The sequence below is a fragment of the Leifsonia sp. EB41 genome, from assembly GCF_041262565.1.
GTDB lineage: Bacteria > Actinomycetota > Actinomycetes > Actinomycetales > Microbacteriaceae > Leifsonia.
Map to the genome: position 1 here is coordinate 3855674 of NZ_JBGCCJ010000001.1, position 12370 is coordinate 3868043.

11 protein-coding genes are annotated in these 12370 nt (G+C 71.5%); 7 read left to right on the forward strand and 4 right to left on the reverse strand.

Annotated features, from left to right (window positions below):
• Positions 1-14: 14 nt before the first annotated feature.
• From ABH923_RS19020 to ABH923_RS19040, 5 genes are all read left to right on the forward strand, one after another.
• Entirely contained in the window at positions 15-1505 is a 1491-nt protein-coding gene (locus ABH923_RS19020; RefSeq protein WP_370056963.1) for an NCS2 family permease, read from the forward strand.
• Positions 1506-1597: 92 nt separating this feature from the next.
• Positions 1598-1906 carry a hypothetical protein gene (locus ABH923_RS19025; RefSeq protein ID WP_370056964.1) on the forward strand — a complete coding sequence of 103 codons (309 nt, stop codon included), beginning with the start codon at positions 1598-1600 and terminating at the stop codon, positions 1904-1906.
• A 51-nt stretch (positions 1907-1957) separates the two neighbouring features.
• Positions 1958-2641 carry a tRNA (guanosine(46)-N7)-methyltransferase TrmB gene (gene trmB / locus ABH923_RS19030; protein WP_370056965.1) on the forward strand — a complete coding sequence of 228 codons (684 nt, stop codon included), beginning with the start codon at positions 1958-1960 and terminating at the stop codon, positions 2639-2641.
• Between the two features lie 10 nt (positions 2642-2651).
• Positions 2652-4076, forward strand: coding sequence for an aldehyde dehydrogenase family protein (locus ABH923_RS19035; RefSeq protein WP_370056967.1), 1425 nt, complete (start codon positions 2652-2654; stop codon positions 4074-4076).
• A 181-nt stretch (positions 4077-4257) separates the two neighbouring features.
• Positions 4258-5814: an aspartate ammonia-lyase gene (locus ABH923_RS19040; protein WP_370057395.1), complete on the forward strand. Its 1557-nt coding sequence runs from the start codon at positions 4258-4260 to the stop codon at positions 5812-5814.
• Between the two features lie 86 nt (positions 5815-5900).
• On the opposite strand, the gene ABH923_RS19045 is transcribed toward ABH923_RS19040, so the two are convergent.
• The 4 genes from ABH923_RS19045 to ABH923_RS19060 all read right to left on the reverse strand — a co-directional run bounded on the left by ABH923_RS19045 (position 5901) and on the right by ABH923_RS19060 (position 10369).
• Positions 5901-6809 carry an alpha/beta fold hydrolase gene (locus ABH923_RS19045; RefSeq protein WP_370056968.1) on the reverse strand — a complete coding sequence of 303 codons (909 nt, stop codon included), beginning with the start codon at positions 6807-6809 and terminating at the stop codon, positions 5901-5903.
• Between the two features lie 64 nt (positions 6810-6873).
• Positions 6874-7749, reverse strand: coding sequence for a fumarylacetoacetate hydrolase family protein (locus tag ABH923_RS19050; RefSeq protein WP_370056969.1), 876 nt, complete (start codon positions 7747-7749; stop codon positions 6874-6876).
• A gap of 96 nt (positions 7750-7845) precedes the next feature.
• Positions 7846-8610, reverse strand: coding sequence for a glycosyltransferase family 2 protein (locus ABH923_RS19055; RefSeq protein ID WP_370056970.1), 765 nt, complete (start codon positions 8608-8610; stop codon positions 7846-7848).
• Positions 8611-8683: 73 nt separating this feature from the next.
• Entirely contained in the window at positions 8684-10369 is a 1686-nt protein-coding gene (locus ABH923_RS19060) for an AlkA N-terminal domain-containing protein (RefSeq protein WP_370057396.1), read from the reverse strand.
• A gap of 49 nt (positions 10370-10418) precedes the next feature.
• On the opposite strand from ABH923_RS19060, the gene ABH923_RS19065 reads away from it, so the two are divergent.
• Both ABH923_RS19065 and ABH923_RS19070 read left to right on the forward strand, forming a co-directional pair.
• Positions 10419-11804 (forward strand): FAD-binding oxidoreductase, encoded by a 1386-nt coding sequence (locus ABH923_RS19065; RefSeq protein WP_370056971.1) that lies wholly within the window; start codon positions 10419-10421, stop codon positions 11802-11804.
• 145 nt (positions 11805-11949) lie between these two features.
• Entirely contained in the window at positions 11950-12324 is a 375-nt protein-coding gene (locus ABH923_RS19070; RefSeq protein WP_055919382.1) for an FKBP-type peptidyl-prolyl cis-trans isomerase, read from the forward strand.
• Positions 12325-12370: the final 46 nt, after the last annotated feature.

Below are 12370 nucleotides of genomic sequence, written 5' to 3' on the forward strand. Positions count from 1 at the left end.
TGACATCTCTTCGAATGCGCCACGAACCTCAAACCCCACCGATATTACGGGAGACCACCATTTCCGCATCGACTTCGACGCCCAAGCCCACCGTCACGGGGCGCCTGGACCGGTTCTTCGAGATCACGGCCCGCGGCACCACGTGGGCCACGGAGATCCGCGGCGGCCTGCTGACCTTCGTGACCATGGCGTACATCGTCATCCTCAACCCGATCATCCTGAGCTCGACGCCGGACGTGTCGGGGCACTCGCTGGGCTTCGACCAGGTCGGGGCCGTCACCGCGCTGAGCGCCGGTGTCATGACCGTGCTGTTCGGCCTGGTCGCTCGGCTGCCGTTCGCGTTCGCGGCCGGCCTCGGCATCAACTCCTTCCTCGCGGTGAACGTCGTCAAGGTGCTCACCTGGCAGGAGGCGATGGGCCTCGTCGTCATCAACGGCCTGATCATCGTGCTGCTCGCCGCCACCGGCCTGCGCCGACTGATCTTCAACGCGGTGCCGCCGCAGCTCAAGACGGCGATCACCGTCGGCATCGGCCTCTTCATCGCCTTCATCGGCTTCGTCGACAGCGGTTTCGTGCGCAGCACCAAGTCGGCCTCGCCGCCCGTGCAGCTCGGGGAGGCCGGGTCCATCGCGACCCTCCCCACCCTGGTGTTCCTGATCGCGCTGGTGATCATGGGCGTGCTCATGGCGCGCAAGGTGAAGGGCGCGCTGCTCATCGGCATCGTCGCGGCGACCGTCGTCGCCATCGTCATCGAGGCGATCTTCCACCTCGGCTCCTCGGCGAAGAACCCGGACGGCTGGAACCTCTCCGTCCCGGCGCTGCCGACCTCGTTCGTGTCCGTGCCGAACCTCAGCCTCGTCGGGCAGTTCGACCTGTTCGGCTCGTTCGCCCGCATCGGCGGCCTCGCGGCCATCATGCTGGTCTTCACGCTCGTCTTCACGAACTTCTTCGACGCGATGGGCTCGATGACCGGCCTGGCCCGCAGCGCCGGCCTCGCGGCCGAGGACGGCACCTTCCCGCGCCTGCAGTCCGCGCTCATCGTGGAGGGCGTCGGCGCGGTGGTCGGCGGCGGCACGTCGGCGTCGTCCAACACTGTGTTCGTCGAGTCGGCCTCCGGCATCGGCGAGGGGGCGAAGACCGGCTTCGCGAGCGTCATCACCGGTGTGCTGTTCCTGCTCGCCATGTTCTTCACCCCGCTCACGAGCGTCGTCCCGAGCGAGGTCGCCGCCGCGGCGCTGGTCATCGTCGGCGCCCTGATGGTGGTGCAGATCCGCCACATCGACTTCCACGAGTTCTCCAGCACGCTGCCGGTGTTCTTGACGATCATCGTCATGCCGCTGACCTACTCGATCGCGAACGGCATCGGCGTCGGCTTCATCTCCTGGGTGCTCGTCCGCTCGCTGTCCGGCAAGGCGCGCGAGATCAGCCCGCTGCTCTGGATCGTCGCGGCCGGGTTCCTGGTGTACTTCGCGCGCGGGCCCATCGAGGCGATGCTCCCGCACTGAGCGGACACTGATCGCACGTCCCGGGTAACCCCTGACCGCAACCGGGGGTTACCCGGATGTGCGCGGGCCACGCGGTTCGCTTGACTGTATGCATGACATCCACCAGCACCTCACCGAACCCGTACCAGGCCGCTCCGGCCCGCACGCTCAGCGTCACGAGCTTCGCGCTCGGCCTCGCGTCCATCGTCTTCAGCTGGACCTTCCTCGCCCCGATCGCCGGCCTCGTGCTCGGCGTGCTCGCGCTCAGCCGGGAGCCGGAGGGCCGCACGTTCGCGATCTGGGGGATCGTGCTCAACGCCGTCATGCTCGCCGGCATCCTGATCGGACTTCTGATCGCGGTGGTCGGCGTGGGCTTCGGGCTGGCGTTCCTGCCCTGGCACGTCGTGGGGGCGCACCTCTGACCCTTGCTGCCCATGCGACATGCCGCTCGTGCGGCCTGCGAGAATGGAGGGATGGAACCGTCCCCCCTCGTCAGGCCGCACAGCTTCGTCGTCCGCGGCAGGAAGACCGAGGCGCAGCGGCGGGCGATCGACGAGTTCTGGCCGGTCTACGGCGTGGACTTCGACGGCTCGCCGCTCGACCTCGACACGACCTTCGCGCGCTCGGCGGCGCGCGTGGTCGAGATCGGCTTCGGCAACGGCGAGAACCTCCTCGCCCTGGCCGCGCGGCATCCCGAGAAGGACTTCCTCGGTGTGGAGGTGCACGGCGCCGGCGTCGGGCGGGTGCTCGCCGCCGCCCACGAGCAGGGGCTGACAAATGTCCGGGTCGTCCGGCACGACGCGGTGGAGGTCTTCGAGCGGGGGCTCGGCGCCGCCAGCGTCGATGAGGTGCTCATCTTCTTCCCCGACCCGTGGCCGAAGGCCCGGCACCACCGGCGGCGCTTGGTGCAGCCCGACGTCGTCCGACTCCTCGTCGCGGTGCTGAAGCCGACCGGCGTGCTCCGGCTCGCGACGGACTGGGAGCCGTACGCCGAGCACATGATCGAGGTGCTGGACGCCGAGCCCGCCCTCGTGAACGTCGCCGGCGCCGGCGGGTTCATCCCGCGCCCGGACGACCGGCCGGTGACCAAGTTCGAGCGGCGCGGCGAGCGGCTCGGACACGCGATCTACGACCTGGAGTACCGGCCGCGCGTGTGATGATGGGCGCATGACGTCCGAGTCCACGCTCTCGTCCGGCACCGTCGCCGGCGACAGCATCCCGCACACCGTCGCGACCCTGCGTGCCACCTTCGAGAGCGGCCGCACCAAGCCGCTCTCCTGGCGGCTCGCCCAGCTCTCCGCCCTCCGCCGGATGCTCACCGAGCGTGCGGCCGAGTTCGAGGACGCCCTGCTGGAGGACCTCGCCAAGAACCCGACCGAGTCGCAGATCGCCGAGGTCGGTTTCGTCGTCGGCGAGATCGACCACATGCGCCGCAACCTCCGGCGCTGGCTGCGGCCCCGTCGCGTCGCCGTCCCCGGCGCCCTGATGCCCGCGAAGGCCCGGGTCATGCTGGAGCCGGTCGGCGTCGTGCTCGTGATCGCCCCCTGGAACTACCCGGTGCAGTTGCTGCTGGCCCCGGTCGTCGGCGCGCTGGCCGCCGGCGACGCCGTCGTGCTGAAGCCGAGCGAGCTCGCGCCCGCCACCTCCGCCGCGATGGCGCGGCTCGTCCCGCAGTACCTCGACCGGTCGGCCGTGGCCGTCGTGGAGGGCGGGGTCGCGGAGACCACGGAGCTGCTCGCCCAGCGCTGGGACCACATCTTCTTCACCGGCAACGGCCGCGTCGGCCGCATCGTCGCCGCGGCGGCGGCCGAGCACCTGACCCCGGTGACCCTGGAGCTCGGCGGCAAGTCCCCGGTGTACGTGGACGACTCCGTCGACCTCGCCGCGGCGGCGCGCCGGATCGCCTGGGGCAAGTTCATGAACGCGGGACAGACCTGCGTCGCGCCCGACTACATCCTGGCCACGAAGGCCATTTCGGAGCGGCTCGCCGTCGAGCTCGGGAACGCCGTGCGCTCGCTCTACGGCGACGACCCGGCCGACAGCCCCGACTACGGCCGGATCGTGGACGACCGCCACTTCGAACGGCTCACCGGGCTGCTCGACTCCGGAACGGCCGCGGTCGGCGGCCGATCGGACGCGGCCTCCCGCTACCTCGCCCCGACCGTGCTCGTGGACGTGCCGCGCGACTCGGCGGTGATGGGCGATGAGATCTTCGGCCCCGTGCTGCCGATCGTCGCCGTCGACGGGCTGGACGACGCCATCGCCTTCATCCGCTCCGGTGACAAGCCGCTGGCCCTGTACGTCTTCAGCGAGCGGCGCGACGTGCGCCGGCGCATCCTCACCGAGACGAGCTCCGGGGCGGTCGGCTTCGGCGTGCCGGCGGCGCACCTCGCGGTCGGCGGCCTCCCCTTCGGCGGCGTGGGGGAGAGCGGATCCGGCGCTTACCACGGCCGCCGGTCGCTGGAGACCTTCAGCCACGAGAAGGCCGTGCTGACGAAGGCGCTCGCGCCCGACACCCTGCAGCTCATCTACCCGCCGTACACCGAGGGCAAGGACCGGTTCGCGCGCGGATTGCTGCGCAAGCTGGGCTGAGCGGAGGCCGTCTCGACAGGCTGTCGAACGGTGTCCGGGATACCGGACGATGTGTCCATCACCCGTGCAGTCACCAGGGGTAGGCTCGGCTGTGCCGGGCGCCACGAACGGCCGGCAGCCCCCAAAAAACGCCAACGCACAACGAGAGGCAATGGAGCCAAGCGTGGATTCCACAGCAACGATGGACGAACCGAAGACTCACCCCATCCCCGTCATCGACACCACGGTCGTCGACGCTTCCGAGAACGTCTCCGACGTCCCGACCCCCAGCGCCGAGGGCCGGCCAACCCGCGTCGAGACCGACTCGCTCGGCAGCCGGGAGATCCCGGCCGACGCCTACTGGGGCGTCCACACCTCGCGCGCCCTCGAGAACTTCCCGATCGCCAAGCGGCCCATCTCCGTCTACCCCGACCTGATCGTCGCCCTCGCCGCCGTCAAGCAGGCCGCGGCGCGCGCCAACGTCGAGATCGGCGTGCTGGAGAAGCACAAGGCCGACCTCATCGACCGGGCCTGCCAGCTCATCATCGACGGCCAGTACCACGACCAGTTCGTGGTCGGCGTCATGCAGGGCGGCGCAGGCACCTCCACGAACATGAACGCGAACGAAGTCATCGCGAACATCGCGTTGGAGCTCGACGGCCGCCCCAAGGGCGACTACGCGTTCATGTCCCCGATCGACGACGTGAACCGCAGCCAGAGCACGAACGACACATACCCGACCGCGATCAAGATCGGACTGACGTTCGCGCTCGACCACCTGCTCGGCGAGCTCGCCCTGCTGCGCGACGCGTTCGCCGCCAAGGGCCGGGAGTTCCGCCACATCCTCAAGGTCGGCCGCACCCAGCTGCAGGACGCCGTTCCGATGACCCTCGGCCAGGAGTTCCACGGCTTCGCCACCACTCTCACCGAGGACCACGCCCGGCTCACCGAGACCAAGTGGCTGCTCGCCGAGATCAACCTGGGCGCGACCGCGATCGGCACCGGCATCACTGCCGACCCCGGCTACGCGGCCTCGGCGGTCAAGCACCTCAACCTGATCACCGGCCTCAACCTGGAGACCGCGCCCGACCTGATCGAGTCGACCAGCGACGCCGGCGCCTTCATGTCGTTCTCCGGCTCGCTCAAACGCAGCGCCATCAAGCTGTCGAAGATCTGCAACGACCTGCGCCTGCTGTCGTCCGGCCCGCAGGCCGGCCTCGGCGAGATCAACCTCCCGCCGCGCCAGGCCGGGTCGTCGATCATGCCGGGCAAGGTCAACCCGGTCATCCCGGAGGTCGTCAACCAGGTCGCGTTCTCCGTGGCCGGCGCCGACGTCACCGTGACGATGGCGGCCGAGGGCGGCCAGCTCCAGCTGAACGCGTTCGAGCCGGTCATCGCCCACTCGCTGCTGCAGAGCATCACCTGGATGGCGCAGGCCTTCCACACGCTGCGCGTCAACTGCGTCGACGGCATCACGGCCAACGAGGAGCGCCTCGGCGCGATGGTCGGCTCGTCGGTCGGCGTCATCACCGCCCTCACCCCGCACATCGGCTACGCCGCCGCGGCCGCGCTCGCGAAGTCCGCGCTGCTGACCGGCCACAACGTCGCCGATCTGGTGGTGGAGGCCAAGCTGATGAGCCGCGAGGAGGTCACCCGCCTGCTGTCCCCGGCCCGCCTGAGCGGCCTCGAGGCGATCACCACCTCCATCCCGATCGTCGAGGCCGAGGCCATCGAAGCCGCCGAGAAGGCCCGCGAGTAGCGCTCCGCCCTCCCTCGAAGGGCACGTAGACGCCTCTAAAATGCCGTTTTAGGGGCGTTTTCGTGCGCCTCGGCCCAGTGGAATGGTCAGCTCGGGTCGGTGGAGCGGAAGAGGGCGATCATGTCGCGGCCGAGCTGGTTGGGGGCCGTCTCGCACGGGCTGTGGCCGGTGCGGTAGACGGCGAGCCGCGCGCCGAGCGCCTTCGCGTTCGCGGCGTGCAGGTGGGTCGGCCACAGGTCGTGGTCGCCCGTCGCCACCAGCACGGGGAGGCCGATCGCGGCGATGCGCTCGCGCACATCGGGCACATGCTTCATCAGCCCGACGATGTCGTCCACGCTCGACCGCCGGGTGAGCGCGAACCGGGAGCGGACGAACGCGAGCCGGGTCGGGCCGACCTTGTTCTTGTTGGTGACGATGCCCCAGATCATCAGCCCGGCGCCCTGCCGGCCGCCGAGGAACCAGCTCAGCCAGCCGATGACACGCACGCTCCTGAAGGCCTGGCCCGGCTCCGGCGGCGAGGTCAGCAGCGTCAGCGTGCGGAACAGCTCCGGGTGCTGCACGAGCGCGAGCTCGGCGAGGATGCCTGCGAACGAGTAGCCGAGGACGTGCGCGGGGCCGCCGTCGCGCAGGAACGCCACGAAGTCGGCCACCAGCAGGTCGTAGGTGTAATGACCTCCCGCCGGTGGTCCGGCGGACGCCGACTCGTACTGGCCGGCCAGGTCGTAGCTCTGCACGTAGTAGCCGGCCGCCGCCAGGATCGGCGCGAGGAGGTAGAAGTCCTCCTTGGAGCCGGTGGCGCCGGGCACCAGGACGACGCGCGGGTCGGCGGGGTCGCCGAGCGCGACCACGGCGAGCTCGCCGCTGGGAGCGCGGAAGGTCGAGAACGTCGCTCCGACGGGAGCGATCGACCAGTCGATGTCCGGCAGGACCGCGTCGAGGCGGGCCGCCTCGTCGTCTCCGCCCGAGACTCCGGGCCGCCGCTCGCCGATCGACATGCACTCACGCTAGCCGACAGCGCCGACTAATGCGTGCAATGCATGTAATGCCGGGATGACGGCGTCAGTTGACGCGGCAGTACGTCGTCAGGTAGCCGATCCCGCCGATCGAGACCGTGACCGTCGAGCGGTCGCGCAGGAAGACTGGGGGAGTGCGCGAGTAGCCGGCGCCGCCCGGGCTGCCGGTCGAGATGAGCGTGCCGGGCTGGATCGTGGCGGACCGCGACAGGAACTCGATGATCTCGGCGACCGAGCGCACCATGTCGGCCGTGGAGGCGTCCTGCAGGATCGCGCCGTCCACGTTCGTGGTGAGCCAGAGGTCCTGCGGGTCGGCGACCTCGTCGGCCGTGACGACCACCGGGCCGTTGGGGGTGAAGCCGTCGAACGACTTGCAGCGCGACCACTGCGCCTCGGAGAACTGGAGGTCGCGCGCGGTGATGTCGTTGACCACCGTGTAGCCCCATACGTAGTCGAGGGCGTCGCGCACCGACACGTTGCGTGCGGGCTTGCCGATGATGACGCCGAGCTCGGCCTCGTAGTCCACCTGGGTCGTGAGGTCTTCCGGCCAGCTCGTGGTGCCGCCGTGGCCGGCGAGCGAGTTGGGCCAGAGCGAGAAGACGGTCGCCGCCTTCTCGCTGCGCAGCTTCAGCTCGGAGGCGTGCGCGGCGTAGTTGGCGCCGATCGCGATGACCTGCGGCGGGCGCAGGACGGCGGAGGCGTGGCGCAGCTCGTGCACGGGGACGAGCGGGGCCCCGGCGGTGACGGCGTCGTCCACGAGGGCGCGCACCTCCGTCAGGGTCGCGTCGCCGCGCTCGATGAGGTCTTGGAGGTCGCGGGGCGCGTCGGCGAGGAGCTCGTCGAGGAAGAGGGCGCCGTCTCCGATGACGGCCGCCAGGCGCGGGTGCGAGTCCGGGGTGGTGCTGAGGTGCGAGAATCTCACACCGTCCAACCTATCGGTCGGGAGCCTGCCGACACGAACCGGGACGGCCGCCGATAGCGCCCACAACGCGCAGAACCCGCGCGCTCGCCCGGCCGCTCAGGCGATCGCGCCGGGGGCCTCCTCGGTGTGCTCGGCCTCCCATCGCCGTCGCGCCGCCCTGCGCCGCCACGGCGTCTCCTCCGGCAGGTGCATGCGCAGCGTGCCGAACGCCCAGCGGATGCGCCGCCCGAAGCCGCGCCACGTCGAGAACGGTCGCGACGAGATGCCGACCAGCAGCCGCTCGTCGTAGCGCACGACCACGCCGGGGTCGAGGTGGATGGCGAGGTCCAGGTCGTCGTGGACCTCGCGCAGATCGCGGTGCACACGCCCGCGGACCTCCTGCCAGACCTCCCGCCGCATCGCGAAGTTGGAGCCGAAGATCGGCGGGTGCCCGAGCCAGATCTCCATCGACCAGAAGTAGCCGCCGATGTAGAGGAGCTGGCCGAGACCCGCGACGAACGTGTTGCCGTCGTAGAAGACGCCGGGGCCGGTCAGCACGCCGATCGCGGGGTCGTCCACGAACTCGGCCTCGATGTGCAGCAGCCAGTCGACGGGAGGCCGCGAGTCGGCGTCCAGGCGCGCGACGATGTCCGTGGTGGCGGCGTCGTAGCCGGTGGCCGCCGCGGGGAAGATGCCGCGCACCGGCTGCTCCAGCACGCGCGCCCCTCCGGCGCGGGCGACGGCCGCGGTGTCGTCGGAGCTGCCGTTGTCCACGACGATGATCTCGTCCGCAGGGCGGAGCTGCGCGGCGAGGTCGGCGAGGCAGCGGGCGAGCATCCCTGCGTCGTCGAGCGCGGGGATCACGACGGTGATCGAGGGCACGAGAACGCTCCCTCCTCGACCGAATCGCCTGTCTTCAAGGCCGGACCGTCACGGTGGCCCGGCGAGTGCGATCCTACGCTTCGCGGGTGCCCGCGGGGCTGCGGCGCGTCGGCCGCGTGGCGCGCTGCGCCGCCTTCTGCGCATCCCTCTGCACCCTGGCCTCCTGCTGCGCCATGTGAGCGCTCTCCCACAGGTGCATCCCGGCGTAGCTGCGCCACGGCGACCAGAGCGCCCCGCGCGCGGCGAGCTCACGCGGGTCTGCCGGGAGGCCGAGCCGCGCCGCCCCCTGCCGCAGCGCCAGGTCGCCGGTCAGCAGTACGTCCGGGCTGCCGAGCACGCGCAGGGCGACGTAGCCGGCGGTCCACGGGCCGATGCCGGGGAGCGCGACCAGCCGGGCCTCCAGTTCGGACCGGGACTCGCCGACGTCGATCGCGAGCGAGCCGTCCGCCAGCGCCGCAGCGGCGCCGACGATCGCGTCGATGCGCTTGCCCGGACCGCGCAGCACCTCCCTGCCGTGCTCGGCGATCGCCGCCGCGGTCGGGAACAGCCGCGTGAAGCCGCCGATCGCCGCGGGCTCGCCCAGCGCGGCGGTGAGGCGGGCGAGCGCGGTGCGCGCGGCCGGCACGGACACCTGCTGCCCGATCAGAGCGCGGAACAGGATCTCCTCCGGGTCGACCGCTCCTGGCACCCGCATCCCGGGCGCCGCGGCCACGGACGGCGCGAGCACCGGGTCGGCCGCCAGTGCGGTGTCGATGGCCTCCGCATCTGCGTCCAGGTCGAGCAGGCGCCGGACCCGCGCCACCAGCGGCGCGAGGTCTGCCATGTCGGCGAGGCTGGCCTCGCACTCGATCGCGGGGGAGTCGGCGTCGCCCGCCAGGGTGAGACGGATGGAGGCGGGTCCGTGGGGGAGGCGGAGCGCGCGGCTGTAGGAGGGGGCGATGCCGGAGCCGTCGGCCCCCGCCACCGCGGCCTCCATGCCCTCGATCGCCCGCGCTCCGAGGAACGCCAGCACCCGCCCGCCGTCGAACGGCGCCCGCGCCGGCAGCCGCAGCGTCAGCGACGCGCCCGCTGTCGCGCCCACCACCATCGGCCCGTGCACGATCCCGGGCCGGCGTCGCGCGGACTCCCGGATCGCGCCCGGCGTCACGTGGTAGATCTCCGCCATCGTTTCGTTGAACTGCCGCACGCTGGAGAAGCCCGCGGCGAAGGCCACATCGGTGACGGGCATGTCCGTGCCCGCCAGCAGCAGCCGTGCGGTCTGTGCGCGATGAGCGCGGGCGAGGGCGAGCGGGCCGGCTCCCAGCTCGGCAGTGAGCACGCGGCCGAGGTGGCGCGGCGTGTAGCCGAGGCGGTGGGCGAGCCCCGGCACGCCCTCCCGCTCGACGGTGCCGTCGGCGATGAGGCGCATCGCGCGCGCGGCGAGGTCGTCGCGGACGTTCCACTCCGGCGAGCCGGGCACGGCGTCGGGGAGGCAGCGCTTGCACGCCCGCAGCCCGGCCTCGTGCGCGGCGGCGGCGGTCAGATAGAAGGTGACGTTGTCGGCCTTCGGCGTCACGGCGGGGCAGCTCGGCCGGCAGTAGATGCCGGTGGAGTGGACCCCGGTGATGAACTGGCCGTCGAAGCGGGCGTCCCTGGCGCTCATCGCCCGATAGCGCTGCGCGAAGACCGGGTCGGCGAGCCGGTCGCCTGCCGTGTCCTGGACGTGCGGCTTCGTCGTGGTGCTGCTCATGCCTCCCAGCGTGACACGGGCCACCGACATCCGATAGCGGAAATCGGACATGGGTGCGACCGGCACTAGCATGACGGTCATGGATGTCATCGACTGGCTCACGGCGGCGCTCGGCGAGGACGCGGGCGATGTGCTGTCGGTCGATCCCGACCACCTCGACGCCGCGCGCGGCGACCACTCCGGCTGGCTGGCGGACGGCCTCCCGCTCGCCATCGTGAACGCCCGCACGGTCGAGCACGTCCAGGCGACGATGCGCGCGGCCTCCGAGTTCCGGGTGCCGGTCGTGCCGCGCGGAGCCGGCACGGGCCTCGCGGGAGGCGCGAACGCGACGGCCGGCTCCCTCGTGCTGAGCGTGGCGCGGATGGACCGCATCCTCGAGATCTCCACGGAGGACCAGCTCGCGGTCGTCGAGCCGGGCGTGGTCAACGGCGACCTCAACGCCGCGCTGGAGCCGTTCGGGCTGTTCTTCGCGCCCGACCCGGCGAGCAAGGCGATCTCCACCGTGGGCGGGAACATCGCGACCAACGCCGGCGGGCTCCTGTGCGCCAAGTACGGCGTGACCCGGGACGCCGTGCTCGGCCTCGACGTCGTGCTCGCCGACGGGCGCTTCGTCCGCACCGGCCATCGCACCGTCAAGGGCGTCACCGGCTACGACCTCACCTCGCTGCTGGTCGGCTCGGAGGGCACGCTCGGCGTGATCGTCGGCGCGACGGTCCGCGTCCTCCCGCTGCCGCAGGGCGAGCCGACGACGCTCGGCGCGCTGTTCGCGGACGTGCGCGCGGCCTCCGACGCCGCCGCGCGGGTGACGGCCGCCCACCTGCGCCCGGCCATCATGGAGCTGCTCGACGGCCCGGCGCTGGAGCGCATCTCGGCCCACCTCGGCGGGCAGGCCATCCGGGAGGCCCTGGGCGCGACCGGGGGAGCGGCGTACCTCCTGGTCCAGTTCGACGGCCCGGCCGCCGCAGCGGACGCCGCCCGGGCGAGCACCCTGATCGCGGAGACCGGCGGCACGGTGCGCGTCGCCGCCGACGCCGAGGAGGGCGAGCGGCTGCTCGCGATCCGCCGGGCGTTCCATCCGGCGCTCGCGGCGAGCGGGACGGTGCTCATCGAGGACGTCGCCGTGCCGCGCTCACGGATGCCGGAGATGTTCGACGCGATCGAGCGGATCGGCGAGCGCTATGGCATCGCCATCCCGACCGTCGCGCACGCGGGCGACGGCAACCTGCACCCGAACTTCATCACGGAGGGCGACGAGGTCGGCCCGGAGGTCTGGGACGCCGCGGGCGACCTGTTCCGCACCGCGGTCGCGCTCGGCGGAACGCTCACCGGCGAGCACGGCGTCGGGGTGCTGAAGCGCCGCTGGCTGGCGGAGGAGCTGGGGCCGGACTCCTACGAGCTGCAGGTCAAGCTCAAGTCGGTCTTCGACCCGCTCGGCATCCTGAACCCTGGAAAAGTGTTCGGCTGACAGGGGCGTTAAAAGACTCGACGCCCGGTGGTGCGGCAATGCCTGCAACGCTCCCGGGTCGTCGAGTTATGCGTCTAGCTTCCCCCAGCCGCGCCCGGATTGCAAGACTTTTGACGCGGAGGTCTCGCACCGGTTGGATGGGTGCATGGCAGAGAACACCAATGAGAAGCCCGAAGTCGACGCCCCGGAGGGCCCGGCCCCCACGACCCTCGAGATCGTGGACATCGTCGAGGGCTCCGGCCCGGAGGCGACCCCCGGCTCCAAGGTCGACGTGCACTACCTGGGCGTCGAGTACGAGTCCGGCGAGGAGTTCGACTCCTCGTGGAGCCGCGGGCAGTCCATCAACTTCCCGCTCAACAACCTGATCAAGGGCTGGCAGGACGGCATCCCCGGCATGAAGGTCGGCGGCCGTCGCAAGCTCACCGTCCCCCCGGCGCTCGCCTACGGGCCGGCCGGCGGCGGTCACCCGCTCTCGGGCAAGACCCTGATCTTCGTGATCGACCTGCTCGGCGTGAGCTGACCACCTTCACCGCACGCCGAAGGGCACGTAAACGCCCCTGAAACGC

What these genes read in the sequence shown, in the direction of transcription:
- ABH923_RS19020 (WP_370056963.1), top strand. Translation starts at nt 15, where the DNA reads ATGCGCCACGAACCTCAAACCCCACCGATATTACGGGAGACCACCATT.
- ABH923_RS19025 (WP_370056964.1), top strand. Translation starts at nt 1,598, where the DNA reads ATGACATCCACCAGCACCTCACCGAACCCGTACCAGGCCGCTCCGGCC.
- trmB (WP_370056965.1), top strand. Translation starts at nt 1,958, where the DNA reads ATGGAACCGTCCCCCCTCGTCAGGCCGCACAGCTTCGTCGTCCGCGGC.
- ABH923_RS19035 (WP_370056967.1), top strand. Translation starts at nt 2,652, where the DNA reads ATGACGTCCGAGTCCACGCTCTCGTCCGGCACCGTCGCCGGCGACAGC.
- ABH923_RS19040 (WP_370057395.1), top strand. Translation starts at nt 4,258, where the DNA reads ATGGACGAACCGAAGACTCACCCCATCCCCGTCATCGACACCACGGTC.
- ABH923_RS19045 (WP_370056968.1), bottom strand. Translation starts at nt 6,809, where the DNA reads ATGTCGATCGGCGAGCGGCGGCCCGGAGTCTCGGGCGGAGACGACGAG.
- ABH923_RS19060 (WP_370057396.1), bottom strand. Translation starts at nt 10,369, where the DNA reads ATGTCGGTGGCCCGTGTCACGCTGGGAGGCATGAGCAGCACCACGACG.
- ABH923_RS19065 (WP_370056971.1), top strand. Translation starts at nt 10,419, where the DNA reads ATGGATGTCATCGACTGGCTCACGGCGGCGCTCGGCGAGGACGCGGGC.
- ABH923_RS19070 (WP_055919382.1), top strand. Translation starts at nt 11,950, where the DNA reads ATGGCAGAGAACACCAATGAGAAGCCCGAAGTCGACGCCCCGGAGGGC.